The sequence below is a fragment of the aff. Roholtiella sp. LEGE 12411 genome, from assembly GCF_015206995.1.
Taxonomy (GTDB): Bacteria; Cyanobacteriota; Cyanobacteriia; order Cyanobacteriales; family Nostocaceae; genus Komarekiella.
Map to the genome: position 1 here is coordinate 62,192 of NZ_JADEXR010000002.1, position 26,416 is coordinate 88,607.

Annotated in this window: 19 protein-coding genes; 11 read left to right on the plus strand and 8 right to left on the minus strand. The window is 41.8% G+C overall.

Going from position 1 to position 26,416, the window contains the following annotated elements; translation table 11 throughout:
• Positions 1-43: 43 nt before the first annotated feature.
• Positions 44-1,594 (plus strand): glycosyltransferase family 39 protein, encoded by a 1,551-nt coding sequence (locus IQ246_RS01040; protein WP_193999297.1) that lies wholly within the window; start codon positions 44-46, stop codon positions 1,592-1,594.
• 54 nt (positions 1,595-1,648) lie between these two features.
• On the opposite strand, the gene IQ246_RS01045 is transcribed toward IQ246_RS01040, so the two are convergent.
• Genes IQ246_RS01045 through IQ246_RS01060 form a run of 4 tightly spaced genes read right to left on the minus strand, consistent with a single transcriptional unit; the run spans position 1,649 to position 7,232 of the window.
• Positions 1,649-3,022, minus strand: coding sequence for a mannosyltransferase (locus tag IQ246_RS01045; RefSeq protein WP_193999298.1), 1,374 nt, complete (start codon positions 3,020-3,022; stop codon positions 1,649-1,651).
• A gap of 46 nt (positions 3,023-3,068) precedes the next feature.
• Positions 3,069-4,463, minus strand: a complete 1,395-nt coding sequence (locus IQ246_RS01050; protein WP_193999300.1) for a DUF2079 domain-containing protein — start codon at positions 4,461-4,463, stop codon at positions 3,069-3,071.
• A 26-nt stretch (positions 4,464-4,489) separates the two neighbouring features.
• Positions 4,490-5,890 (minus strand): DUF2079 domain-containing protein, encoded by a 1,401-nt coding sequence (locus IQ246_RS01055; RefSeq protein WP_193999368.1) that lies wholly within the window; start codon positions 5,888-5,890, stop codon positions 4,490-4,492.
• A 34-nt stretch (positions 5,891-5,924) separates the two neighbouring features.
• The gene (locus IQ246_RS01060; RefSeq protein WP_193999302.1) at positions 5,925-7,232 is read right to left on the minus strand and encodes a mannosyltransferase family protein; all 1,308 of its coding nucleotides are present in this window, start codon (positions 7,230-7,232) and stop codon (positions 5,925-5,927) included.
• 220 nt (positions 7,233-7,452) lie between these two features.
• On the opposite strand from IQ246_RS01060, the gene IQ246_RS01065 reads away from it, so the two are divergent.
• The 3 genes from IQ246_RS01065 (at position 7,453) to IQ246_RS01075 (ending at position 9,281) form a co-directional block, all read left to right on the plus strand.
• Complete coding sequence (locus IQ246_RS01065) at positions 7,453-7,590, plus strand: hypothetical protein (RefSeq protein WP_193999303.1); 138 nt, start codon at positions 7,453-7,455, stop codon at positions 7,588-7,590.
• A gap of 14 nt (positions 7,591-7,604) precedes the next feature.
• The gene (locus tag IQ246_RS01070) at positions 7,605-8,801 is read left to right on the plus strand and encodes a 1-deoxy-D-xylulose-5-phosphate reductoisomerase (RefSeq protein WP_193999370.1); all 1,197 of its coding nucleotides are present in this window, start codon (positions 7,605-7,607) and stop codon (positions 8,799-8,801) included.
• Between the two features lie 282 nt (positions 8,802-9,083).
• A complete protein-coding gene (locus IQ246_RS01075) occupies positions 9,084-9,281 on the plus strand; it encodes a hypothetical protein (RefSeq protein ID WP_193999305.1) in 198 nt (65 codons plus the stop codon).
• 43 nt (positions 9,282-9,324) lie between these two features.
• On the opposite strand, the gene IQ246_RS01080 is transcribed toward IQ246_RS01075, so the two are convergent.
• A complete protein-coding gene (locus IQ246_RS01080; RefSeq protein ID WP_193999307.1) occupies positions 9,325-9,822 on the minus strand; it encodes a thioesterase family protein in 498 nt (165 codons plus the stop codon).
• Between the two features lie 116 nt (positions 9,823-9,938).
• Between IQ246_RS01080 and IQ246_RS01085 the strand changes: the two genes are divergently transcribed.
• Entirely contained in the window at positions 9,939-12,002 is a 2,064-nt protein-coding gene (locus IQ246_RS01085; protein WP_193999309.1) for a CHAT domain-containing protein, read from the plus strand.
• Between the two features lie 519 nt (positions 12,003-12,521).
• Here IQ246_RS01085 and IQ246_RS01090 read toward each other — a convergent pair.
• Together IQ246_RS01090 and gltB are read right to left on the minus strand one after the other, a co-directional pair.
• Positions 12,522-12,866 carry a DUF1815 family protein gene (locus IQ246_RS01090; protein ID WP_193999311.1) on the minus strand — a complete coding sequence of 115 codons (345 nt, stop codon included), beginning with the start codon at positions 12,864-12,866 and terminating at the stop codon, positions 12,522-12,524.
• 810 nt (positions 12,867-13,676) lie between these two features.
• Positions 13,677-18,413, minus strand: a complete 4,737-nt coding sequence (gene gltB, locus IQ246_RS01095; protein WP_193999313.1) for a glutamate synthase large subunit — start codon at positions 18,411-18,413, stop codon at positions 13,677-13,679.
• Between the two features lie 780 nt (positions 18,414-19,193).
• Here gltB and IQ246_RS01100 point away from each other — a divergent pair.
• Positions 19,194-21,221 carry a phosphodiester glycosidase family protein gene (locus IQ246_RS01100; RefSeq protein ID WP_193999315.1) on the plus strand — a complete coding sequence of 676 codons (2,028 nt, stop codon included), beginning with the start codon at positions 19,194-19,196 and terminating at the stop codon, positions 21,219-21,221.
• 31 nt (positions 21,222-21,252) lie between these two features.
• Here the strand turns inward: IQ246_RS01100 and IQ246_RS01105 are convergent, their stop codons facing one another.
• Entirely contained in the window at positions 21,253-21,501 is a 249-nt protein-coding gene (locus IQ246_RS01105; protein ID WP_193999375.1) for a hypothetical protein, read from the minus strand.
• 49 nt (positions 21,502-21,550) lie between these two features.
• On the opposite strand from IQ246_RS01105, the gene IQ246_RS01110 reads away from it, so the two are divergent.
• The 5 genes from IQ246_RS01110 to fusA all read left to right on the plus strand — a co-directional run bounded on the left by IQ246_RS01110 (position 21,551) and on the right by fusA (position 26,415).
• Positions 21,551-21,970 (plus strand): cupin domain-containing protein, encoded by a 420-nt coding sequence (locus IQ246_RS01110; RefSeq protein ID WP_193999372.1) that lies wholly within the window; start codon positions 21,551-21,553, stop codon positions 21,968-21,970.
• Between the two features lie 551 nt (positions 21,971-22,521).
• Positions 22,522-22,848, plus strand: a complete 327-nt coding sequence (locus tag IQ246_RS01115; RefSeq protein WP_193999317.1) for an iron-sulfur cluster assembly accessory protein — start codon at positions 22,522-22,524, stop codon at positions 22,846-22,848.
• Between the two features lie 99 nt (positions 22,849-22,947).
• Entirely contained in the window at positions 22,948-23,331 is a 384-nt protein-coding gene (gene rpsL / locus IQ246_RS01120; RefSeq protein WP_086687982.1) for a 30S ribosomal protein S12, read from the plus strand.
• 396 nt (positions 23,332-23,727) lie between these two features.
• Entirely contained in the window at positions 23,728-24,198 is a 471-nt protein-coding gene (gene rpsG / locus IQ246_RS01125; protein ID WP_191758783.1) for a 30S ribosomal protein S7, read from the plus strand.
• A 138-nt stretch (positions 24,199-24,336) separates the two neighbouring features.
• Positions 24,337-26,415 (plus strand): elongation factor G, encoded by a 2,079-nt coding sequence (gene fusA / locus IQ246_RS01130; protein ID WP_193999319.1) that lies wholly within the window; start codon positions 24,337-24,339, stop codon positions 26,413-26,415.
• Position 26,416: the final 1 nt, after the last annotated feature.

A 26,416-nucleotide genomic window follows, 5' to 3' on the forward strand; every position in this document is an offset into this window, starting at 1 on the left:
GAATGAATCAATTTATTATCAAAGGATTATCTAGATTTTAGATATGCGCCCATTCCGACAAAAAGAATGGCTATTGAGCTTGCTCGTGGGATCTCTGTTTCTATGGCTAATATTCTTGGGAAACTCCCCCTTACGAGACTGGGATGAAGGTACTGTGGCACAGGTTGCTCGTGAAATTTGGCGTGCTCCAGTTGGTTCAATGCGTTGGCTTTACCCTACTTTAGGAGGCGAACCTTATCATAATAAGCCGCCCTTAATTCACTTGCTAATTGCTTGGACTTACTCGATTGGAGGCGTAAATGAATGGACAACACGCTTACCTGGTGCAGTTTTAACTGCTTTGGGAGTGCCTTTGCTTTACTTGGTAGGGCGCTTGCTTTTTAACCAAAGTTTACCAGCTCTGTTTGCTGCTTTAGTTTACCTGACAATGTTACCCGTGGTGCGTCACGGACGACTGGCGATGTTAGATGGTACGACTATTACTTTTTTCCTACTGTCGTTGTTTTGTCTTTTAAAAGTACGTCATAACCAACGATATGCTCTAGGTATAGGATTTTGTTTTGGGCTAATTACTCTGACTAAGGGAATGATAGTTTTGCTATTAGGAGGTATTATTTATTTATTTATCATACTAAATCGACAATCAAGTTTGTTGATAAGCCCCTATTTATGGGTGGGTATGTTGTTAGGAAATACTCCGGCGATCGCTTGGTATGCTGCCCAATGGCAACATTATGGAGCTAGTTTCTTACAAGTTAATCTTCAAGCCCAGACTTTTGCTCGCCTCGTGCAACCTGTTGAAGGTCATAGCGCACCTTCTTGGTACTATTTAATTGAGCTACTTAAATATGGTTTTCCCTGGCTGTTATTTTTACCGGGAGGTTTTTATCTAGCTTGGAAAAAGCGTCAAACTACTTGGGGTTGTCTAATTATTATCGGCACAATTATTTACTTAGGAGCCATCTCTTTAATGAGAACCAAATTGCCGTGGTATATCATGCCTGTTTATCCATTTTTAGCTTTGGCAATTGGCGCTGAACTTAATGAAGTTTGGCAAAAACGTCATTTCATAGCACCAATTTGTGCAGTATTATTGGCTGTTATAGCTATTGCTGGTTTAGGAGGAGGTGTTTACTTTGTCACTGCAAACCCTCAGCCTGTTTTAATCGTTATGAGCATAGTTTTGACAATAAGTATGGGCATTGTAGCATGGCTGATTAAACAGCGCGATCGCTATTTTATTCCAGTTTTATTTACTGGAATGTACTTAGTTTTAGCACTGTTAATGAGTTCAGAATCTTGGATTTGGGAATTAAATGAAGCCTTCGCAGTCAAGCCAGTTGCTACATTAATTCGCAAACACGTCTCACCAGGAACAACAATTTACACCTCTTTTGCTTATAGTCGTCCTAGTTTAGATTTTTATTGTGATTGCAAAGTAATTCCCCAAACTTTGCCAAATTTACAACGAATGTGGTCAAATAAATCTTATTTACTGCTAGATAATGCAAGTTTGCAGAAAATAAATTTACTAGGTAGTAAATCTCTTGGTACTGCTGAAGATTTTACTTTGATTCTGCCAGAGATTAATTAAAGTTTCAACATCATTACTCTTATCTATATAATTATTTATGAGATTTTATATGTTTTAACCAAGCCATTTATCCTGGCCATAATTAATCCATTGTTGAACTAGGGCAATAGCAGAAATAAAAATTATCCACCAGAGAGTATGGTACTTTGTTTTCCCAGGAATACAACGATATAAATATCCTAAAGCTAGGAAAAAGAAGGGAACTGCAAATATATATCTTCCCAAGCTATGCAAGCGATCTTGGGTGAAAAATATGATAATTGAATGCGCGGTAGTAAAGTAAATAGAAAACCAAAAAATATAGTTACTAGCCAATGTTATAGCATATTTTGATATCAATAATTGGTGTAAATTATCTTGAAAACTTCTCTTTTTTAATCTTACAAAATTAAAAGCATATACACAAATTAGTAGAGGTGGATATAAAATTAATATATTGAGCCAAAACCTATATTTAGGAAGAGATATATTTTGGGATCTAATAAGTTTAAAATAAACCAAAATAAGTGAGATAAATAAAATTATTACTGGTAAATACAAACCTAAAAGGTCAATTAGCAAAGATTTAGGAAATAATAATAGTTCTAAATGTAAACCTATAGCTTTTCCCCAGTTTTTTTGGTCATGGAAAGGAGCAAAAAAGTCACCTCTGGTTTGTAGACAAAAACTTCCATATAGAGAATAGCCTAATAATGCTGACATCCACATAGTCATGGACATTTTCAGTTCATATCTATATTTTTTTATACTAATTAATACATTCTTCCAAGAATAGATTTTTAGCTGTAAAATTTCCAATGTAAACATTGTGAGAATTGCCGCTGTGGTCGAAAAAAATATTTGGATCAATACTGGTCTAGTTAAACCCATGAAAAATGTAATAGCGAATATCAAGCAAAGTTTGATTTTTTCATTAAGTTTTACTTGTGGTAAGCAAACCCAAATAAGAAAGGTGCTAAGTGTGGCAAATAAGCTTTCTGTATAACCTATAACCCGGAATATTGCCATAGGGTTCAGAGTATAAGCTAAAACTAACCAGAAAGTTAAATATAAGCGTTGTAAGCCTATTTTTAAAACCCAAAAAAACAAAAAAGTAGAAATAAAGAATAATGTAGTAGCAACAAGTAAAAAATAGTGTGCAGCCTGCTCTATATTTTGTGGATGAAATATATTACGAATAATAAAGGGCCAAAGAGCATAAAATGCCTGACAACTTGGATTTATAGCCATCTCAGCATAAGCTTGTATATCCCAGTAATAACTTTTATGGGGTAGTTGTGGGGGAATTTCTCGAACTAATTGAGATGACGAAAAAAACTTATTGAAAGTATCAGGATAAATTAGCATCCCTATAGCTGCACAAAGTATAAATGCACTACATACTATTAAAGGTAAAAGTAATGTAATAAGATTTTTTTGAGCTTTCATTTATTGCAGTTATAAATAGTAATAATAAATATCCGATCTAAAATAATTAGTCTTTTACAAATAAATACACATCATCGCGTTGATATTGCAGCTTAAAATCTGACTGATTTTTTAGCTGATTTAGTAAATATATATCAAATTCCTGATTACTTGATAGACCATGGTGACGAATATTAAGCAATATATAATTGAATATTTTTAAATTAACTATTGGAGAATTTGATTGAATTAACTTAATCAATGTTCGATGGCTTAAATGCGGAGCAATTTCATCTGTGGTGAGAACATTTCCTAAAGGTTGAACTTGGGCGATCGCTTCTCGTGTAGCTTGCCAAGTATCGAGAGATTTTAGATATCTTTCACCGAAGTAGGTAAACTTTGCTAGACTCACAAATGCCACTAAAGACCACAAAATAATTGCTCGTTTCTGTTGTAACAATCCCCTACCTGCTGCCAGACTGGAAATTACAGATAATAATAAAAATGGCAAAATTGGTAGAGAGTATTGATGCAGCAATTCTTTTTGAGGTTGGTAGTCGGCAAAAAGGTTGATTGCTAAACAAGGAATTGTACTAATTAAAGGCGTCATTCCTTGAGGTGAGATACCCCAAATTATCGGTGCTAGCAGCAAAACTAAATATCCTAAATTATCAAATGAAAAAAGCTTTTCTAAGATAATTTCTGGTTGAGCTAGTAAATTTTGAATTATCTCTGAAAATGAGTTTCCCAGATAGCCATATCTGCCAAGATGACGTTCTACAGAGGCTGATTCTGTACCAAAAAAGGGAATGATCCCTTTAGTAGCGATCGCAAACCAAGCAAGACCACTAATAATAGCGATCGCACCATAGACTCGCCGCTTTTCAAAAAATAGTAACCAAACACCCATCGCAGCAACTGTAAGAGACAACACAGCCTTACATCCCAACACTAGGATAATGCTGAAACAAAACCACCAAATGTGTTTTCCTCTAGCTGCTAAAACTGCTCCCAAAAGTGCAGGTAAAACCATCACTTCTGGATGGAAATCAAACAAATTAATGTTAAAAATCAGTGGATATAGCAAGTATGTAGCAGCAATAGCGAGTGCTTGGCTTTCCTTCAATCCAGCTTGACGGGCTAGATGCCATGTCGGTAAAGCACCTAGCGCCAAAGCAGCCGCCTGTAAAGCAAACAACCAGTAAACACTAGGGTAAATTTTGTACAGTAAAGCTAAAGGATAGAAAATCCAAGCAGCATGATCACCAAGAATGTGAAAGCCTAAAAAAGAAGAAATAGGCGCTTTTCCTTGACTTATTAAATAAACTGCTTGGTCAAAAATTCCTAAGTCCCAAGCAGTTGATTGAAATAGTTCGTGCCGTAAGCTACTAGAAGCGAACAAAACTAACGCACTTATGCCAATCATCCAACCAACAGTATCAAGCTTAAGGCTTTTTTTCATTCTGTGAGTAATTTTAGATAATTTGATTAATTTTTCACAAATAGAAATACATCATCGCGCTGATATTTTAACTTAAATATTGATTGATTTTTTAGTTTATTTACTAAGCCCATAGCAGATTCAGAAGTATCTGACCAACCAGGATGGCGAACATTTAGAAATATATAATCAAACGTATTTAACTCATAAGCTGATGGAAAATTAGCAAATTTACACTTAATTAATTTTCGATGGCTTAAATGCGGAGCAATGTGTTCTGTGGTAAGTACATTTCCTGATGAAGAAACTAGAGCGATCGCTTCTCGTGTAGCTTGCCAATTATCCAGATATTTAAGATGCTGTGAGGCAAAAAAACCGAATTTAGCTAAAGCCAAAAATCCCACTAATGACCACAAAATAATTGCTTTTTGGGTTCGTAGCCATGTCTTACCTACTGCTAAATTGTCAATTACAGCTACCATCAGGAATGGTATAACTGGTAGCGAGTAATGAAAGATCAGGTTTTTTTGTGATGGGTGATTGGCGAGCATGTTGAGTACCAAACAAGGAATAGCACCAACCAAAGGTGTCAAACCTTGAAGTGAAAGCCCCCAAATTACAGGTGCTAACAACAAAACTAAATATTCCAAGTTGGTTAATGAAAAGACTTTTCTTAAAATTAGTTCTGGTTGTGACAGCAAAATTTTAACCATTTCGGGAAATGAGTTTCCGAGATAGCTATATCGATAAAAATGACGTTCAAGTAATGCTGCCTCACTCCCAAAAAATGGGATGATCCCTTTGTTAGCAATTAAAAACCAGGCGATACCAGTAATTAAAGCGATCGCACCATATAGTCGCCGTTTTTCAAAGACAAGTAACCAAATTCCCATCGCGGCAACTGTTAGAGATAATACCGCTTTACAACCCAACACTATGAAAATACTTAAGCAAAACCATCCTACCTGATTTAGCCGTGCTGCTAGAACCGCCGCCAAAAGTGCTGGGATGGCGATCGCATCTGGGTGAAAATCAAACAGATTGGCGTTATACACTACTGGATACAGCAAATAAACCGCCACCATTGCTACTGCTTGGCTTTCTTTCAACCCAGCTTGACGGGCTAGATACCATGTAGGCAGAGCACCTAACGCCAAGCTGACTGATTGCACTGCAAACAACCAGTAAACACTAGGATAAATTTTGTAGAGTAAAGCCAAGGGATACAATATCCAAGCAGCATGATCGCCAAGAATATGAAAACCCAAGAAAGAAGAAATGGGCGGTTGTCCCTGACTAATTAAGTACACTGCTTGGTCAAAAATGCCTAAGTCCCAAGCGCCTGAATTAAACAGCTCGTGTCTTAAGCCGCTGGACGCGAATAAAATTAAGGCACTTACGCCAATCATCCAACTAGCAGAACCAAGCTGAATCAGTTTTTTTCCCATTCCCCATTCCCCAGTCCCCAGTACCCAATTCTGTTCATCCCACCCAACGTTCTTGGGCAAATCCTATAGCAATCTTGGCAAGTAATGTCACAAACAAGCCCAACATTAAATATCCATGACGCGGATGGCGAGATAGCAGCACACCTATGGCTATATTCAGAGGCACAATACCATAAGCGAGACGACTTAAGGAGATAGTACCTCCAGAGGCTAGCAGCAAACCAATACCGCAAAAGCCATAGAGAACAGTAACTGGGGTTAGTTGCGTGCGTAATCGCCATAACATATAGCCTCCGCCCAAGACCATAAACACGTTAAGCAAGTTATTGATTAACTGTTCGTTTGCCAGTATCAACAAAAATAAGACGAACGCGTAAAAGCCATAGATGACCTTCACAGAACTCAAATGTCTACGGTAACGCCATAAAAGATAACTACTGGTAACAATCAGCCCAAAGCACAAAGGATACCAGGGGTCTTTAATCCCGCCAGATGGGTTTTTTATCCACCCAAATTGCCAATTGTTGGCGCCAAATGGAATTTGCATGAGCATGTTTAACCAACCCTGCCAATCAAACCCTAGGGAGGGTCGCCATCCACGCTGTGCTTTGATAAACGCTAAGGGATCACCAAAAGAAATCGCACAGTACAGACTGAATAAAAGTAGCCCAATAGCAGTAGCTGAACTAGCAACGTAGGCAATGGGTGGTCTGCGTTCTTGCCAAGCAGCGATCGCCAACGCCGGAATTAGTGCCATTCCTGTGGGCCGTGTTGCTGTGGCCATTGCACCCCAAAAGGCAGTCCAACCATGCTGCTTTTGATCAAAGGACTGCAAAGCAGCTGTACTCAAAAACAAATACAGCCCCTCGGTGTAAATCACTCCTGTAAACATGGACGATGGACACCACGACAAAACTACAGTAGCCCACTGCGCTGCGCTGATCCCATAATGCTCTTTGACCCAAAAGTATAAACAGTAAAGCGCTGCGAAAAATGCCAGATTGTTCACCAGCGTACCTGCCATTTCAAACGGCAAGCCCAACTTCATTAAGACCCAGATGCTTAGGGGAAATAGGGGGAAAAAGGCTAGATTATGTTGTTTCCCGTCATTGACGAATTCGTAGCCGGAAGTAGCGATCGCCCGATAATGCATACTATCCCAAGCGTCAAATACTTCCCAGCCAAAATGGGGCACAATTCCTTCTGCTGGTAATGGCAGCTTTGGCGCAACCACCAACATGGCAGTCAAGATAAATATTCGGCTGACAAGCCACATTATTGCGGGAAAGAGGAAATCATTTTTCCATAAAAGTTTTTTTATAACTATCAGAACTTTAACCATCGGCTTGAGCGTTTCAACAAACTCCTTTATGCATCCTCTTACCTATGGCTGTAACACAGCGATTTATGAGTAACATTTTGCACATTTAATCCTCTACCACTAAACAAATTAGCACTTAGTTGAAAGTATTTCCTATTTAGTCATTTTGGCCAAAATCTTCAGCATTTATATTTATATATATAGTATTTATCAACACATATTTTGTCTATTCCGATGAAAATTGAGCAACTTTAGAACTTTGTGGCTAGCGGCTATACTTCTTGGTAAACAACAGTTGGCTTGCCTTTGGGATACATTGATTATGGCGATCGCTGTTATTAAGGAGTCCCAAGCAATTTATAGTGAGAGTTGTCTGTAAATCCTGAAGCAATTGTGAAAGCGATTACTCTTGTTGGTTCCACTGGTTCTATCGGTACTCAGACTTTAGATATTGTCACTCAGTACCCAGATCAGTTTCGGATTGTGGGATTAGCAGCTGGGCACAATGTGGAAATGTTGGCTGCTCAGATTCGGCAGTTTCGACCAAAAATTGCTGCAATTTGCTCAGAAGAGAAATTGCCAGCACTCCAAGAAGCTATTAAAGACCTTGATCCCCAACCAATTTTACTGGGTGGCGAAGCTGGAGTGATAGAAGTTGCCCGCTACGGCGATTCCCAAACGGTTGTTACGGGTATTGTTGGTTGTGCTGGGTTGCTACCCACCATCGCCGCTATTGAAGCTGGTAAAGATATCGCCTTAGCGAATAAAGAAACCTTGATCGCTGGCGGCCCTGTGGTTCTACCTTTAATAGAGAAACACGGCGTCAAATTATTACCAGCCGATTCCGAGCATTCCGCCATATTTCAGTGCCTTCAAGGTGTGCCCAAAAATGGTTTGCGGCGGATTTTGCTAACCGCATCTGGTGGGGCTTTCCGAGATTGGGATGTAGAAAAGTTGGCAGAAGTGACAGTTGCTGACGCCCTCAAACATCCTAATTGGTCGATGGGACGTAAAATCACGGTTGACTCTGCCACTTTGATGAATAAAGGGTTAGAAGTGATTGAAGCTCACTTCCTGTTTGGGTTGGATTATGACAATATCGATATTGTCATTCATCCCCAGAGCATTATTCACTCGCTCATTGAACTGCAAGATACTTCAGTTTTGGCCCAACTCGGCTGGCCAGATATGCGTTTACCTCTGCTGTATGCTTTATCTTGGCCTGATCGCATTTATACCAATTGGGAACGACTGGATTTAGTAAAAGCGGGAAATTTAACCTTTCGTGAACCAGATCACCAAAAGTATCCTTGTATGCAGTTGGCTTATGCTGTGGGTAGGGCTGGTGGTTCAATGCCGGCTGTATTAAATGCCGCAAATGAACAAGCTGTGGCGTTATTTTTAGAAGAAAAAATTCGGTTTTTAGATATTCCCCGGTGTATCGAATTGGTGTGCGATCGCCATCAAAATGATAACTGTGCAAATCCTTCTTTAGATGACATTCTGGCAGCAGATAAATGGGCAAGACAAGAAGTTTTAACAGCAACTGAAAAGCTACAAACTCAATCGCGGATAATCTCTCTGCGATAAAATCCTTCAGCCTTCAGTATTAAGCTGAAGGCTAAGAATGGTTTTCAAATCTACGACTCCAGAAAAATTATTCAAAAATTTACAAAACAACTTGCTTGAGAGCCGAATTATTCTCACATTTTCGGGTATATTTATTGTGATACTTTTAAATAAAAAATCCTAAATTGAGTAGCTATTATTAATTTTGTCAAATTTATTTGACACCAGTAATTGTTATCAAGACAAAAATTTCCTCTTGATAAATGGGTTTTTAAAACAGAGCAATTCTCAAGGAATTTATATATGATTATTACCTTGATTGTAGCTTGGATCGTCTTTACTATATTGTGGAAATTGCTAAGAACCACTGTGAGCACTGCATTGACTATTGCTGCGATCCTAGTTTTATTAAATATTAGTTTTGGCATTACTCCCCAAGATATTTGGCATCAGATAACTCAATTTGCTCAAACTGTGTCACAGATCAAAGGCAGCAAATAAGAAAGATGAAATTATCAACGATAAAACTTTCGTCTTCCATCCTTTATTTAGGTAAGGCAGAAACCTTTGCCAATGCATTCTTAAAAGTTGCAGGTAACTGACGCATAATCTTGCCTCTTTCGCGATCTAATGCCACTAAAGTTACCTGAGCAGTGACGTACAATTGTTCTCCATCCATTGAGGCGATCGCATAATCCCAATTGATACGGACACCAGTCACTTCAGCCATGCGTGTTTTTACCACCACCGCCATACCTAATTGAATTGAACGGTGATAATGTACCGACAGTTCTACAACTGGTAAATCACAACCTAAAGCTACTAAATCAGCAAATTCAATACCTATCGAGCGCAAGCATTCTATCCGCGCTTCTTCCATCCAAGCGATATAGGAACCATGCCAGACAATACCTGCATAATCAGTGTGGTGGGGTTGTACTCTAATAGGATATTCAAACCAACTCTCGTATGCCCTCAGTGATGGACTATCAATAGCACTAATTGGCGGTAGTTGCGGTTGACTAGATTTTTCTTCTGACATCTTTAAGTTTCTGAGCAGCTAGAAGTTTTACGGATATTAAATAGCATAAAAATCAATTGCATTGCAGAACTTCTTGATTTAAGATTTACAATTCTGAACGCAAGGAGTGTTTTGTTATGCAGCCTAATCTTTGCTACGTTAATCTGATAACTTTAACTGTATTTAGTTTACTAGGTTTTGGGATGGCGTACCCAGAAAATAACCATGTAATCTCAAATGCAAAGTTGCTGTACTACCACGGAGAAAAAGCTCAAGCTTTACCTAATAACAATAGCAAATTAGAGATCGAGAGGCTCAACAAAGAGGCTATGGAGCAATCTCAGCAAAAGCACTTTCCAGAAGCATTACAGAGATTACAGAAAGCATTAGGTATAACTAGGGAACTTGGAGAACGCTCTTGGGAAGCCGTAACATTCAATAACATTGGCAGAGTATACCAAAATCAAGGTCAGTATTCTCAAGCACTCCAGTCTTATCAGCAAGCCTTAGTTATTGATAAGGAAATCGGAGATCCTGTGCGACTTGGCAAAACCTACAGTAATATAGGTTATTTATTTGATATCCAAAACAAACCAGAGTTAGCAATTTTTTTCTACAAGCATTGCTTGATTAATCGTGAGAAAGCTCGCTTGAATCCATCAGCGCTTTCTGTACCACAACCAGATGCATACAGCATAACTGTTGCCCAGACATATCGCATTTTGGCTGAACGATTGCTCAAACAGGAACGTGTTGCTGAAGCGCAAAGGACAATGGATTTACTCAAAGTTGAAGAACTAGAGGAATATCTCCAGAATGTGCCAGGTAATCAACGTACTGCTAAAGGTATTGAGATTGTAGGCAGAGAAAAACCAATTAAACAAAAGTTGGAGCAAATCCTAAATCAGGCTATTGTACTAGGTAAAGAACTGACAAAGCTGCGTAAAATTTCCCCTCAAAAGCGATCGCCTCAACAAGAACAACGCATTGAGCAATTAGTATTGACTCAGCAGCAACAATTAGACGCATTTAATAAATTTATTACTAGTCCCGCAGTCACTGCACAGGTAGAGCAAATTAGCCGTACAGCAAGGCAGCAAAATTTAGATTTGGAGAGTCTCAATCAAGTTCGAGATAATTTAGCGCGATTGCCTCAAAAATCTGCACTTCTTTACCCACTAATTTTAAAAGATAGTTTGGAATTGGTACTGGTAACTCCTGAATCCCCACCAATTCATCGCACCGTTGCTGTCACAAGCAAAGATCTCAGTCAGACAATTGTTGCTTTTCGCCAAGCTTTAAAAAATCCCAGTCGGAATCTCAAAATACCTGCACGCCAATTATATAACTGGCTAATTAAGCCGATAGAAAACGACCTGAAGCTTTCAGGTACACAAACTCTAATTTACGCTCCAGATAACCAGTTACGTTACATTCCTATCGCTGCTTTATTTGATGGCAAATGGTTAATCCAGCGCTTCAGTGTTAATCACATTACATCTGCCAGCCTGAGTAACTTGAACACCCAAAAACAATCTAATTTGCGGATTTTAGCAGGTGCTTTTACTAAAGGTAATTATCAAATCCAAATTGGTAATCGGCAGTTTGCTTTTGCTGGATTGCCGTTTGCAGGGCGAGAAGTGGAGAGCTTAGCAGAGGTAGTTCCTGAAACAAAGAAACTTTTAGACGATGCTTTTAGCCCCAAAGCCACTGTACCGCAAATGGATGATTATACAATTGTCCATTTAGCAACTCATGCAGCTTTTGTAATGGGTAAACCAGAAGATTCGTTTATTTTATTTGGGAATGGCGATCGCGTTAACCTTCGAGATGTCGCAACTTGGTCGCTTCCTAATGTGGATTTGGTAGTTTTAAGTGCCTGCGAAACTGGCTTGGGAGGCTCTTTAGGCACTGGGGAGGAAATTTTGGGTTTTGGCTATCAGATACAAAAAACCGGTGCTAGAGCAGCAATTGCTTCCTTGTGGGCTGTGGACGATGGTGGTACGCAGGTATTAATGAGTGCTTTTTATGCTAAGCTACTATCAGGTAAGTTGACAAAAGCCGAAGCTTTACGACAAGCTCAAATCTCTTTAATTACTGGAGACTGGAAGGAAAGCCACAGTAAAGCTCCAGGAGCAGTTAGCGACTTCAGTCACCCATACTATTGGGCACCATTCATTTTAATTGGTAATGGACTTTAGGTATTGAGCGATCGCAAGCTTTGCCAGAGAACGCCTTTCGTGAGCTTCTGGCTGGTATGTGGATGGTAAGTTAGAAGATTTTATGATTTTGTTTGGTAAATAGCGATCGCGTCATATTCATCTAAAACACTGCAATCAAAGTAGCAATTAGTACTTTCTGACGAATTGTTCCCCTTGATGAAACCTTCCGTGCCACAGAGCAAACGGGCAAGTTTACGAAGGCAGAAGCCCTTAAAAAATTACACCTTGCTTTGATGACCAGCAGATATAACCCTGCTTGTCTGTATTATTGGGCACCATTCATATCATTTAGCAATGCGTTTTAATTTAACTTTGATCTAAAAGCTCATAATCCTTTCGTGAGGTTTTGGCAGATTTAAGAAAAGATATGACAAGCTAGCGATGAGCCAATCACTTAACAGTAATAGAGAATCGGTAATAGGCGATCGATCGTCAGCCAAACCACGTATTCTCCATTACCGATGATTAATTCCCAATTTGCCATCGACCTTTGGAACCTTAATACTTCTTGGCAAGAGTTTTAGAACCTGTTCCAGTTTGCATGGATTGCTTAACAAGATTAGCTAGTTCTTGTAACTGGTTAATTGCCTCTGCACCCTCTAACTTCATTAGTTCGCGGTCATCCCGCATTTCTGTCCAAGTAATTCCGTAATCGGACACTAAAAACCGAATTAGATGGTTATCACCCAAGCTAACCATAAATGATGCACTATTCATCTGGTCACCACAGGTATAACAGGACGCAGGATATCCACGCCGTTCTAGTACAACTGCCAAGGCTTGTAGGTTCATTACCAAGTCTTGGACGAATTGTCGGTGTTGATGTGCTAGTCTCAGAAACACTTTTGCCCTCCAGACACCACAGTCATTTGAGTCTCTTTTATATTTTCTTTAGATTTTCTCATCCACTGGTATTGTAAACTATTCATTACAATTACCAAAAATCGATGAAATCGTTAATAGACTACCTTGCTTAGGGTAGTTGATAACGAGTTTGCCTGCCGTATCAAACTATTCAATTTGTAAAGTCAAAATCTCAGACAGAATAACTAAACTTAATTTTCTCTTCATATAATCCTGTCAGGATAGATTATTACTGGCAGCTATCCGTTTTAAGAGTAGCTTAAATTTGGTACTAGTCAACTATAGAAAAGCTACATATTCCATTTTTATGGGAAATGTGCGGTTAAATTTACTACTTTAAGAGGCTCTAATGCCACTTGGCGTCGTTTTACTGCCTCTTGTTCATATCTTTACACCGTCTATTCTCTAACATATATTTGGTTGTACCAAATGTTTGGAGATACCAAATAAAGCTTTCCTATGTAAAGTTTAGCAAATGATTGTGAAAATCTGAGATTTAGGTCATTTGATACCAGTAATTTTTTATACAAAAGTTTACGTATTTAATAGATAAGGATCAATTCAAAATTCACAATAGATAGACCTAACACTGAGAATAACTAAACTCAGATGAGTAATGTTGCCATTTCGGCAATATTTTCAGCCTTCTGGTATTTACCTAAAAAAGCTGCATCAATCAATTGCATAAAATTGAATTCTGATACGGAAGTAGTGTAGGTAGAGGCTTTTTGATTTCATCAACCATCACCTCTACCCAATCAAAGGGAAGTCGTATTGCAACGATAATCACTAATGACTGACAGCTAAACTCCACTCAGTTGTTTTTTCAGGTTCAGCGTTGGGATTTGCTTCTGGACTATCAGTTTCAGAAGGCGGAACTAACTGCCAGAACTTCGGCAAGTATTCTTGCCAGTTTTGCAGAATCTTCTTTGCCTTTGGTGAACCAGTGCGTTCTGCATGAGTTTTAATTAACTCTTGCAGTTGCTTGATGCCTGCTTCTGTAATCACTCGCTGTATTTTAACAATTTCTCGGTTGACTAACTCAGGAAATGAGCCGTCTTCATCTAAGAAGTACGCTAGTCCACCAGTCATCCCAGCAGCTACGTTACGTCCAACCTTGCCAAGGACAACAATCACACCACCAGTCATGTACTCACAGCAGTGATCCCCAGCGCCTTCAATAACTGCTGTGCCTTTAGAGTTACGCACAGCAAAGCGCTCTCCTGCTAAGCCGTTGGCAAACAAGACACCACCCGTAGCACCGTAGAGGCAGGTATTGCCCACAATCACGTTTTGTGAAGGGTCATAGGTAGCATCAGATGGGGGTTTGATGATGATTTCGCCACCATGGATACCCTTACCTACGTAGTCGTTTGCCTCTCCTTCCAGCGTTAGAACTATACCGGGGAGGTTGAAGGCTCCAAAGCTTTGTCCAACACTGCCTTGAAAGTTGAGGTTAATTTGTCCTTCAAAGCCGCTGTCGCCGTACTGAGTAGCGATCGCCCCTGCTAATCTTGCGCCTACTGTTCTGTCGGTGTTGACTATTGGGAAGGTTTTAGTGACAGTTGACTGCTCGCGAATAGCAGCTTTAATTTCGGGATCAGCAAGCAATTGGTCATCTAAAACTACGCCGTTGCTGTGGACTTCCTCATGTACCAACCAACTGCGATTTTCTCTGGTATCTGGTAGCTGAAGTAAGCAGTCGAGGTTCAGTGCTTGCGTCTTAGTGAGTGTTGCCTCTTGACGGACTTTCAACAAATCTGCACGTCCAATAATTTCCGATAAAGAACGGTAGCCGAGTCTGGCTAAAAGACTACGCACTTCTTGGGCAATGAAGTAGAAAAAGTTAACGACGTTTTCTGGCATTCCCGTAAATCGCTTGCGGAGTTCTTCTTTCTGGGAGGCTACACCCACAGGGCAGTTATTTGTGTGGCAGATTCGTGCCATGATACAACCTTCGGCAATCATGGCGATGGAACCAAAACCGAATTCTTCACCGCCCATCAATGCACCTATTACCACATCCCAACCACTTTTAAATCCGCCATCTACGCGCAAAATCACGCGATCGCGTAGACTATTTTGCATCAAAACACGATGCACTTCGCTTAAACCAAGTTCCCAAGGCGAACCAGCGTGTTTAATGGAACTCAACGGTGATGCTCCTGTACCACCATCGTGACCGGAAATTTGGATGATATCAGCGTTGGCTTTTGCTACACCTGCGGCAATTGTACCAATGCCGATTTCTGCAACTAGCTTTACCGACACCTGCGCTTTCGGGTTAATTTGGTGCAGGTCAAAAATCAGCTGTGCCAGGTCTTCAATGGAATAAATATCGTGGTGTGGTGGCGGCGAAATCAGCGTTACCCCAGGCTTGGAGCGCCTTAACATCGCAATATAAGGACTAACTTTGGGCCCTGGTAGCTGTCCACCTTCCCCAGGCTTTGCACCTTGGGCAATTTTGATTTCTATTTGTTTGGCGCTGCTGAGGTACGCTGGGGTGACACCAAAGCGTCCTGATGCAACTTGCTTAATCGCACTAGAAGCAGTATCACCATTCTGCAATCCTTTTAAATGCGGTAGGGTTGGCGAGTGACCAAACTCATCTACATCATCTAAGACTGTGTAGCGCACTGGGTCTTCACCGCCTTCCCCAGAGTTAGATTTACCGCCAATACGGTTCATGGCGATCGCCAAAGTTTCATGCGCTTCTCGTGATAAAGCGCCTAAAGACATACCCCCAGTGCAGAAGCGTTTGACAATTTCACTGACTGACTCAACTTCTTCTATGGGAATCGGCGAGGGAGCGCTTTGGAAATCTAGCAAGTCACGCAAGGCTGTTACTGGCCTGCCTTGAAGATGCTTTTTATAAACTTCGTAGTGGTCGTACTCCTTGCTATCCAAAGCCTTATGCAGCGCCTTTACCATTTCTGGGCTATTCATGTGGTACTCACCACCGGGACGGTACTGCACAAAGCCCAGATTTTCTAGCTTCTTGGTCGTTACCGGGAAAGCCTTGACGTGGAAGGAAAGCACTTCATCAGCGAGTTCCTTGATACTCAAACCACCAATACGGGAAGTTGTACCACGGAATCCTAGTTCTATTAAATCCCTACCGATGCCAATGGCTTCAAAGATTTGCGCTGCTTGATAACTGGACAGCAAGGAAATTCCCATCTTGGAGAGAATTTTGAGCAAACCTGACTCTACCGCTTTGCGATAGTTTCCTAAAGCTTGCTCTAGTGTGAGGGCTGGAATTTTCTTCAAACCCATTAACTTTTTAGTTTTGGGATCAAACCACCAATCGCGCACCGTATCCAAAGCCATGTACGGGCAAACTGCGCCTGCACCATAGCCAATGAGACAAGCAAAGTGATGGGTACTCCAGCACTGGGCTGTATTAACAATTAGGGATGTTTTCATTCGCAATCCCTCGCGAATGAGGTGATGATGTACAGCACCCACTGCCAATAAAGGAGGAATGTAGGTGTATTCAGTATCAAGTACAGGGCGATCGCTAAGAATTAAAATTTTCGCACCTGCTCGGACTGATTCAGCGGCTTGTGCTTGTAAAGACTGCACTGCTGCTTTCAATCCTTCTGGGCCGTTGGCAATTGCAAATAGGGTTGACAACTCAGCCGTGGCAAATCCCGATAGCTTAATTGTCTCTAACTCTGCTTCTGTCAATAGTGGCGATTCTAGCTTCAGTCTCCGAGCATATTCTGGCTTTGCTTCTAATAAGTTACCCCGCTCACCCAGTTCGACTTTCAAGGACATCACTAGCTTTTCCCGTAGGGGATCAATTGCTGGGTTCGTCACCTGAGCAAAGCGCTGTTTGAAATAGTCATAAAGCAGATGGGGTTTTGTTGACAGCACTGCTAAAGGAATATCATCACCCATGCAAAAAGTCGGCTCGGAACCGGCGATCGCCATTGGTTGAATCACCATTTCTACATCTTCTGAGGTGTAGCCAAAGGCTGTTTGACGCTGAAGTAAGGTTTGTCTATCAGTTGTCGGCTCCATATCATTAGTCATTTGTCCTTTGCCATTTCCATTTCCATTTACTAATGAAGAATGACTAATGACTAATGACTTTAATTCTTGGCGATGCTGTCGCAACCATTCTCCGTACGGTTGCTGCTTGGCGATGCGCTGCTTAATATCCCAATTTTTCAGCACTTCATGGTTTACTAAATCCACAGCAATCATTTGCCCTGGTCCTAGTCTGCCTTTCTCAAGAATGCTGGCTTCTGGGAAGTCCACTACACCTGCTTCAGAAGCGACGACGATGTAGTCATCCTTGGTGATCACGTAGCGAGCTGGTCTTAAGCCATTGCGATCTAGTGTTGCACCAACTTTTTGCCCATCGCTGAATACCAAAAGTGCTGGGCCATCCCACGCTTCTTGCAGACCACTGTAATATTCGTAAAAATCGACAATTTCTGGATAGTTCTGCAAAGAAGGCTGATTTTGGTAAGCCTCTGGAACCATAATCATTAAGCTTTCCAAGGGGCTGCGACCGGAACGCACCAGTAATTCCAGTACATTATCTAGAGTGGCTGAGTCGCTGTTGTCAATATGGACTAATGGCTTAAGTTCATTGATGCGAGTCTCCTGCAAAGAGGCTTCGCCGTTTTCATGCGCGGAGGGCTGTACGCCCCATACTGAATGATTCAAGCTGGCTTCTCGTGCCATCATCCAGTTGATATTACCCAATAGGGTATTAATTTCGCCGTTGTGACCCAAAAGCCGCATCGGTTGAGCCAAGGGCCACTTGGGCATTGTGTTGGTACTAAAGCGGCGGTGATAAACAGCAAAGGCGCTCTTGTAAGCTGGATTTGTTAAATCCTTATAAAATTCTCCCAACACAGCGGAACGCACCATGCCTTTGTAAACAATTGTGCGGCTTGATAAAGAGCAGACATAAAATTCTTCTGAAATACTGGTTGCAGCCTTACTAATTCGGCGGCGGGTAATGTACAATTGCCGCTCTAATTCATCACCACTTTTGTAAATGGAAGCTAGTAAAACTTGTTCAATCTGGGGTTGATTTTCTCTGGCTTGTACCCCCAGTAAATCAGATTGTACTGGCACGACTCGCCATCCCAGTACAGTCAGTTTTTCCTCAGCCGCTACTTGCTCAACTGTTGTCCTAGCTTTTTGTGCTGCCTCTTGGTCTGGCGGTAAAAATATCATCCCCACAGCCATATTGCTGATGGATGGCAATTCCCTCATCTTTTGGCCATAATCTTGCTGGAACAGCTCCCAAGGAATCGCTGTCAATATTCCTGCACCATCACCAGAGTCTTGGTCTGCGCTACAACCTCCCCGGTGTTCTAAGCAGGTCAAAGCATTTAAGGCTTTTGCCACAACTTCGTGGCTGGCATGATTGTGGCGATGAGCAATAAAACCTACACCACAAGCATCTCGTTCCTCTACCAACCACCTTGGTTCTTGGTAGGTATCTCCTAAGCCAATATTCGCTGTGATTTTCTGGTCTTGATTCATCGGTTTCTGATTCATACCCTATTCCTGAAGTGTTGAGTTAATAAAATTTGCTGCTACTTACTTGGTTGGGAAAAATTTCTTAATTTAACGATTTAAGTACCAAAATTTAAGGAAAAAAAATTTTAACTTAGGCTTTACTTTTTAGTTAACCCGTGTTAAAATCGTTGCGTTATTTTTCTATGTGTTTATGCGGTGTTAAACAAGATACTTCTGCCCGGACATTATTCTCGCCCTGACAGACTGTTCTCTATAACAATGTGAAGCTAAGTATTTTCTCAATTCCTTTTTCCAGATGCACCCTAGTTACCAGGTAGAGCATATCTCGATCTACCTGAAATAAAACTAACATTGAACGCTGTACTATGTTTTCAAGCTAACACTATCCTGTCCCAGCAATAAAATCAGCGTATTACAATATATACCCATTTGACAATTCCCAAATATTTCTGTTGCTGTCTAGAGTCTTGCTGCTTCACAACTGCCATTTGCTTTACTACTAATTAGGCCTCGCTTAAGTAGCAACAGTAGCAGCGATCAGTAAGGATCGAATATTTTAATCCAGTTTTGCTGACTAAAACTACCGTGTATAGTCTGGTCAGAACTGGTGCCAGTTCAAACACTTCGTTGTGGTAACTCTAGCGACAAAATGCTTTTTTTGATTGAAAAGCGATAATAAGCCAATCTATATAATACCATACTCATTAAAAAATAAATTCATGATTATTTAATATTTGCCAATAACTTAATCTTTAGTTTGTTCCTTGGGTAATAACTTTCACCAGTACTTAGTAAATTATGGTAAAAATACCAAATTGTTATGGACGAGAAAACTTTAGTACTATTATCAATCACGGCAATAGTAGGTTTTTCTGGTCAACTATGTCACCAATACTTTTGACAACACTGTACTTAACTACTAACTATGCTACCAGTGCCCAATCAATACCGAGGTTGATCTCACAGTCCTCTAGGTCTCCTTTTCCAGGGATATTATCTTCTGGGAATCAAATTTCTCTCAATGGTCGCACATTACCAGGAACTTGGTTGCAGCGACCTGGAGCAAGTCAAGCAACAACTCATCTCAGTGATGGGATATTTAGGCAAGTAATTGGGGTAACTTTCTTAAACAGTAGTAGTCCAGCTAAACAACCAGTACAGTGGTTTTCATCCGCTACAAAGCCAGTAGTTTTAACCACTAGGCTGCTGGGAGCATATCGTTATCTAGATATTACTAATTTTGCGAAAACAGCAGGATGGCAGATACAAACCAATGGCAACACCTTGGTGATTGTCACTCCAAAGGCGCAAGTGACCAATATTATTGAGAATAAGCAATCTTCCGTCTCAACTGTTGCACCTTTGGGGCAGGCTCGTATTTTGATTGATTTAGATCGTCCAACTCCTTGGCAAATTACACAAGGCTTGGCAGCCAAAAAAACCCAAACTTCACTCTCTGACCCAGACGTACCTATCTCCAAGCCGACTACACCGCCAAATCGAGAGTGGACAATTACCCTAGATGGAATAGCCAATCCTGTGTTAGTAGAACGCTATAGCCCTCTGCCACCTGCACCACCACCTACATTACTGCCAAACCTGCTCAAACAAATATTACCAACACCACCAACACCACCAGCGCCAGTTCCTGACTCGCTAATTCAACAAGTGGAGGTAGTCAAGAATCAAACTATTGTTCGTTTGAGCGTTCCCTTTGGTCTATCTCCTCAAATTAGTACTGTAGCTAACCCCAATCGCCTTATTATCGATATTCGACCCGACGCTCTAGAAGAGAAGGATATCACTTGGGCATCGGGATTACGCTGGCAACAGCGTTTTGTCAAGTTAGGCACAGACCGTTTTCCTGTGGTTTCGTTAGAAATTAATCCCCACAAATTTGGGCTGATCTTGAAACCCATCTGGACAAACCCTGATACTCTTGCGGGTACTGCACCCTTAATTCAAACAGCACAGCGGTACTTAGCAGTAGCAGCAATCAATGGTGGTTATTTTAACCGCAATAACAAATTGCCCTTGGGTGCAATTCGTCGTGATGGTCAATGGTTATCAGGGCCTATTCTTAACCGAGGAGCGATCGCTTGGAACGATTCTGGGGAATTTTACTTTGGTCGTCTCACCTTGGTAGAAACTTTAATTACTGCAAACAACCTGCGCTTACCAATTCTTTTTCTTAACAGTGGTTACGTTCAGAGTGGTATTGCCCGTTACACACCAGTGTGGGGAACGACTTACACCCCCTTAACGGATAATGAAGTTATCCTTGTTGTCCAGAAAGATCAAGTTACCAAGCAGTTACTAGGTAGTAAAGCAGGCAATACCACGCTTCCCATTCCTCAAGATGGATACTTACTCACTTTACGCGGTAGCGCTGCTACTACCGCACTACAGTTACCTATTGGCACCACAGTCCGCATCACCAGCGCTACTACTCCGGCTGATTTTAGCCGTTACCCCCACATTGTGGGAGCAGGGCCGCTATTAGTGCAAAATCGTCAAATTGTTCTTGATGCCAAAGGCGAGAAATTCAGCGATGCCTTTATTGCAGAAAAAGCAATTCGCAGTGGTATTTGTACAACAGCACCAGGCACACTGATGATTACTACCGTGCATAATCGTGCTGGCGGATATGGCCCTAGCTTGGCAGAACACGCACAACTAATGCAACTTCTAGGGTGTGTAAATGCCCTAAATTTGGACGGTGGTAGTTCTACCAGTCTTTACTTGGGAGGACAACTACTCGACCGTTCCCCCAGTACAGCAGCTCGCGTCCACAATGGAATTGGTATTTTCCTGCAACAGCGGTAATAAAGGAGTAGAGAATAGAAAAGTCTCTTAATCACCAACGCCCAATGCCCAATGCCCAATTCCCAATGCCCAATGCCCAATGCCCAATGCCCAATGCCCAATGCCCAATGCTTTTTTTAAAGTTTAGAATAAGTAGCCATTTTGCTTGATGAAGACTTGGTGTAGATACCAAAATTTTAGTAGTGATGGTGTAAAAAATCACGCTTGATTTTGCTATCTTTATCAAAGTGGAATAAAGTTGCTGATTTTCACGGTTGCGAGATCGCGCTAGATTTTTCATCAATGATTAAGAGTACTAACGGTTTGTTATGTCTCCAAATAAGGTAACTATGGCTCAATATCAAGAAATGGCACAAACTAACACTCTGCCCCTACCTCCAGTCATTACTTCCAGAGGCGTTGCTGCAACTGAGCTGCGTCCTTGGGGGGCTTTTACAGTTTTGGAAGAAGGGCGCGGATACAAAATCAAGCGCATCGAAGTTAAGCCTGGACACCGCCTTAGTTTGCAAATGCACCACCACCGCAGCGAACACTGGATTGTCGTGTCAGGTACAGCTAGGGTAGTTTGTGGCGAGCAAGAAATTCTGCTGAGCAATAATCAATCAACCTATGTACCCCAATGTACAGCTCATCGTCTAGAAAATCCTGGCGTGATCCCCTTGGTGTTGATTGAAGTCCAAAATGGCGAATATTTAGGAGAAGATGATATTATTCGCTACCAAGATGACTATGCACGTACCAAGGGTTAAAATCAGATGATCTTTTAAATATCGTCTAAATCCTCATCGGTTGCCTGAAAACAAAGACTAAAATTATGTTTCTACATACGCCAGAAGTGATCACCTCAAGAAGGCAGGAACTTCTGGCGTTCCAGTGTTAAAGTGGTAATAGCGATCGCTCTCACACCACAACATCTAGCTTAAATTAGGGATACCTATTCCAGATATAGTAATCCGATTTGATTCGTGAACGGACTTGTAGAGACACCGAATGGGGGATAGGGGATAGGGAATGGGAAAAAAGGGAGTTAGAGGTGTACGCAGTTCTTTCAAAAATCAAATAGGAATCCTATATATGGCAAACAACTCACACATACTCCTGAGTGATGGTGGAAAGCAAAATTTATCGAGTAATCCTGTCTGAGTAAGCAACGTCTTTGATTAAAGAATCGAGCGTGTCTTTAGACCTGAGAGTGTCAATTTCTAGTTCAGGATGTGAAAGTAGATTAATAATCAGGCGTGGAAGTGTCGACCCATCTGTAAGATTAAGATAGGGTTTCCAATGGCAAAAAAAGAATTTCATGATTCATTTGAGTCAAGCAGCCGCTAGTGAGATCGGGCGAATTAAGTTCAAGCAGCAGCCAAAAGGCTTGTTTCGATTAACAGTTAGACCCGGTGGCTGTTCTGGGTGGTTTTACGATATGTTCTTTGATGAAGTAGTAAAAGTTAATGATCAGGTTTTTGACTTGAATGGAATTCAAGTAATCATAGACACTGAAAGCTTAAATTACATCATTGGGTTGACACTCGATTATTCAGAGGATCTGATGGGTGGTGGTTTTCGGTTCCACAACCCCCAGGCGATCGCTACCTGTGGCTGTGGAAATTCTTTCTCTATTAGTCAATAGGACAAAAGATAAATAACAATTGACATAAAATCATCAAAAACGATATAATTAGGATTTGTTAAAACTTAGACCCTAATGCAGCTTCACGCGCTGTAACTCATGCCAACCATACAGCAGCTAATACGTAATGAGCGCGAGAAAGCGCGTCAGAAAACCAAGTCCCCAGCTCTGAAGCAATGCCCTCAACGTCGGGGTGTTTGTACCAGAGTATACACGACCACACCTAAAAAGCCTAACTCAGCTCTACGCAAAGTAGCAAGGGTACGACTTACATCTGGGTTTGAAGTCACAGCCTACATTCCAGGAATTGGTCACAACTTGCAGGAACACTCAGTTGTGATGATTCGTGGCGGTCGGGTTAAGGACTTACCAGGTGTGAGATACCACATCATCCGTGGCACCTTAGATACAGCCGGAGTCAAAGACCGCAAGCAAGGTCGTTCCAAGTACGGAACCAAACGTCCTAAGGAAGCGAAAAAATAGGATTAGGCGATTAATCGCATCAAACACGGTTAATCGTCTATCTTAAAAATTCAAGAGACAGAAAAACAAGCAGCGCTTGCTTTTCAACAATAGTAATCATCGCTGTTGTAACTGTTTCAAAAAATGAAACTACACCCTACACTAAGCGAGCAAGTGTAGAAAGTTTTAGGCAAAATACTGTGAGCGACAGCAGCATTTTAATCTAGATATTAAGGTTTCTAATGTTGTCGCCTTGTGTGTCTAGTTGCAGGCAGCAAGTCAATAGGTTAGCCTCGCTGCAACTGTAGAGGAAAAATAGAGGAATTATGAGCGGCGGGTTCCACCGCTTTTAGTTTCCAATGTCTGATAGCCTGATAGCATATAATTTCGTTGCCAAATCCGAATTAAAGGTGAAGTATGTCTCGTCGTGGTGTTGTTCAAAAGCGCCCAGTTCCGTCTGACTCAGTATATAACAGTCGCCTTGTGAGCATGATTATCAGACGGATTATGCGTCATGGCAAGAAATCACTTGCCGCACGGATTGTTTATGATGCCTTGAAAACTATTGAGGAACGCACTGGTAGCGGTGCCTTGGAAACCTTTGAAAGAGCAGTGCGAAATGCAACGCCTTTAGTAGAAGTAAAAGCTCGGCGAGTCGGCGGAGCAACATATCAAGTACCAATGGAAGTGCGTTCAGACCGGGGTACTACCCTAGCACTGCGTTGGCTGGTGCAATTTTCCAGGTCTAGACCAGGGCGCACAATGGCAAGCAAACTGGCAAATGAGTTAATGGATGCTGCTAACGAAACTGGAAATGCCATTCGCAAGCGAGAAGAAACGCACCGCATGGCGGAAGCAAACAAAGCATTTGCACACTATCGTTACTAAGTAGAAAAGCGATATATCGCTTTTTTGTAAGCGGTATATCGTGGATTTTTCCAAAAAGACGGTTTTCCGTAAAAGTATAGAATCTTAACAAAGAGTAATATACAAGATATCATGAGGCAAAAATTATAGGAGGTAGCTGTGGCACGTACGATCCCGCTAGAGAAAGTACGCAATATAGGTATTGCGGCGCATATAGATGCGGGCAAGACAACGACAACAGAGAGAATATTATTTTACTCTGGAATAATTCATAAGATTGGCGAAGTTCATGAAGGAACTGCTGTAACAGACTGGATGGATCAGGAGCGGGAGCGGGGAATTACTATTACTGCTGCTGCTATTAGTACCAGTTGGAAAGATCATCAAATTAACATTATCGATACTCCGGGTCACGTAGACTTCACAATTGAAGTTGAGCGTTCCATGCGCGTGTTGGATGGTGTAATTGCAGTATTTTGTTCTGTGGGTGGCGTGCAACCGCAGTCCGAGACAGTGTGGCGACAAGCAGACCGCTACAAAGTTCCTCGGATCGCCTTCATCAACAAGATGGATCGCACTGGAGCGAACTTCTATAAAGTTCACGAGCAAATGCGCGATCGCTTGCGGGCAAATGCGATCGCTATTCAACTACCAATCGGTAGTGAAACCGAATTCCAAGGTATCATCGATCTGGTACGTCAACGTGCGTATATTTACGCAAACGACCAAGGAACCGATATCCAGGAAACTGATATCCCCGCCGAATTGCAAGCGCAAGTAGATGAATACCGCGTCAAGCTAGTAGAAGCAGTGGCAGAAACTGATGATGCTCTGATGGCTAAGTACTTCGATGGCGAAGAACTGACAGAAGACGAAATCGCCACTGGACTGCGTAAAGGCACAGTTGCTGGCACAATCGTACCAGTACTGTGTGGCTCGGCATTCAAAAACAAAGGCGTGCAATTGATGCTGGATGCCGTTGTAGATTACCTACCATCGCCAAGTGAAGTACCGCCAATTCAAGGCTTACTGCCTAATGGTGATACTATCGAGCGGCGGGCTGATGACAACGAACCCCTAGCAGCTCTGGCATTCAAGATTATGGCTGACCCTTACGGTCGCCTGACATTTGTTCGCGTTTATTCTGGTGTCCTGAAAAAGGGCAGCTACGTTCTCAACGCTAGTAAGAATAAAAAAGAACGGATTTCCCGCTTAGTTCTCATGAAGGCAGATGATCGGCAGGATGTCGATGAACTGCGAGCGGGTGATTTAGGAGCAGCTCTGGGATTGAAAGACACCTTGACAGGTGACACGCTCTGTGATGATGGATCGCCAGTAATTCTGGAATCCCTATTCATTCCTGAACCTGTGATCTCGGTGGCGGTTGAACCCAAAACCAAGAACGATATGGACAAGCTGTCCAAGGCTCTGCAATCTCTTTCAGAAGAAGACCCAACCTTCCGTGTCCGCGTCGATCCGGAAACAAACCAAACCGTGATCGCGGGGATGGGAGAGCTACACCTAGAAATTCTAGTAGACCGGATGTTACGAGAATTCAAGGTGGAAGCCAATGTAGGTGCGCCGCAAGTAGCTTACCGGGAAACAATTCGGAAAGCTGTGAGCAAAATTGAGGGCAAATTCATCCGCCAAAGTGGTGGTAAAGGTCAATACGGTCATGTTGTGATCAATTTGGAGCCTGGAGAACCCGGTACTGGCTTTGAATTCGTCTCCAAAATTGCCGGCGGTACAGTACCTAAAGAGTACGTTGGCCCCGCAGAACAAGGAATGAAAGAAAGCTGCGAATCCGGTGTTCTTGCTGGATATCCGTTGATTGACGTCAAAGCGACGCTGATTGATGGGTCATACCATGATGTAGACTCTTCGGAAATGGCTTTCAAAATCGCCGGCTCAATGGCGATGAAAGAGGCTGTGCTGAAAGCTTCACCCGTCCTCTTAGAGCCTATGATGAAAGTTGAGGTTGAAGTTCCTGAAGACTATATCGGGAACGTCATTGGCGACCTCATCTCCCGCCGGGGGCAGATTGAAAGCCAAAGCACCGAACAGGGACTCGCTAAGGTCGCATCCAAAGTTCCACTGGCGACCATGTTTGGCTACGCCACTGATATCCGGTCGAAGACCCAAGGTCGGGGTATCTTCACTATGGAGTTCAGCCACTACGAAGAGGTGCCTCGCAGCGTAGCTGAAACTATCATTGCTAAAAGCAAAGGGAACGCTTAAT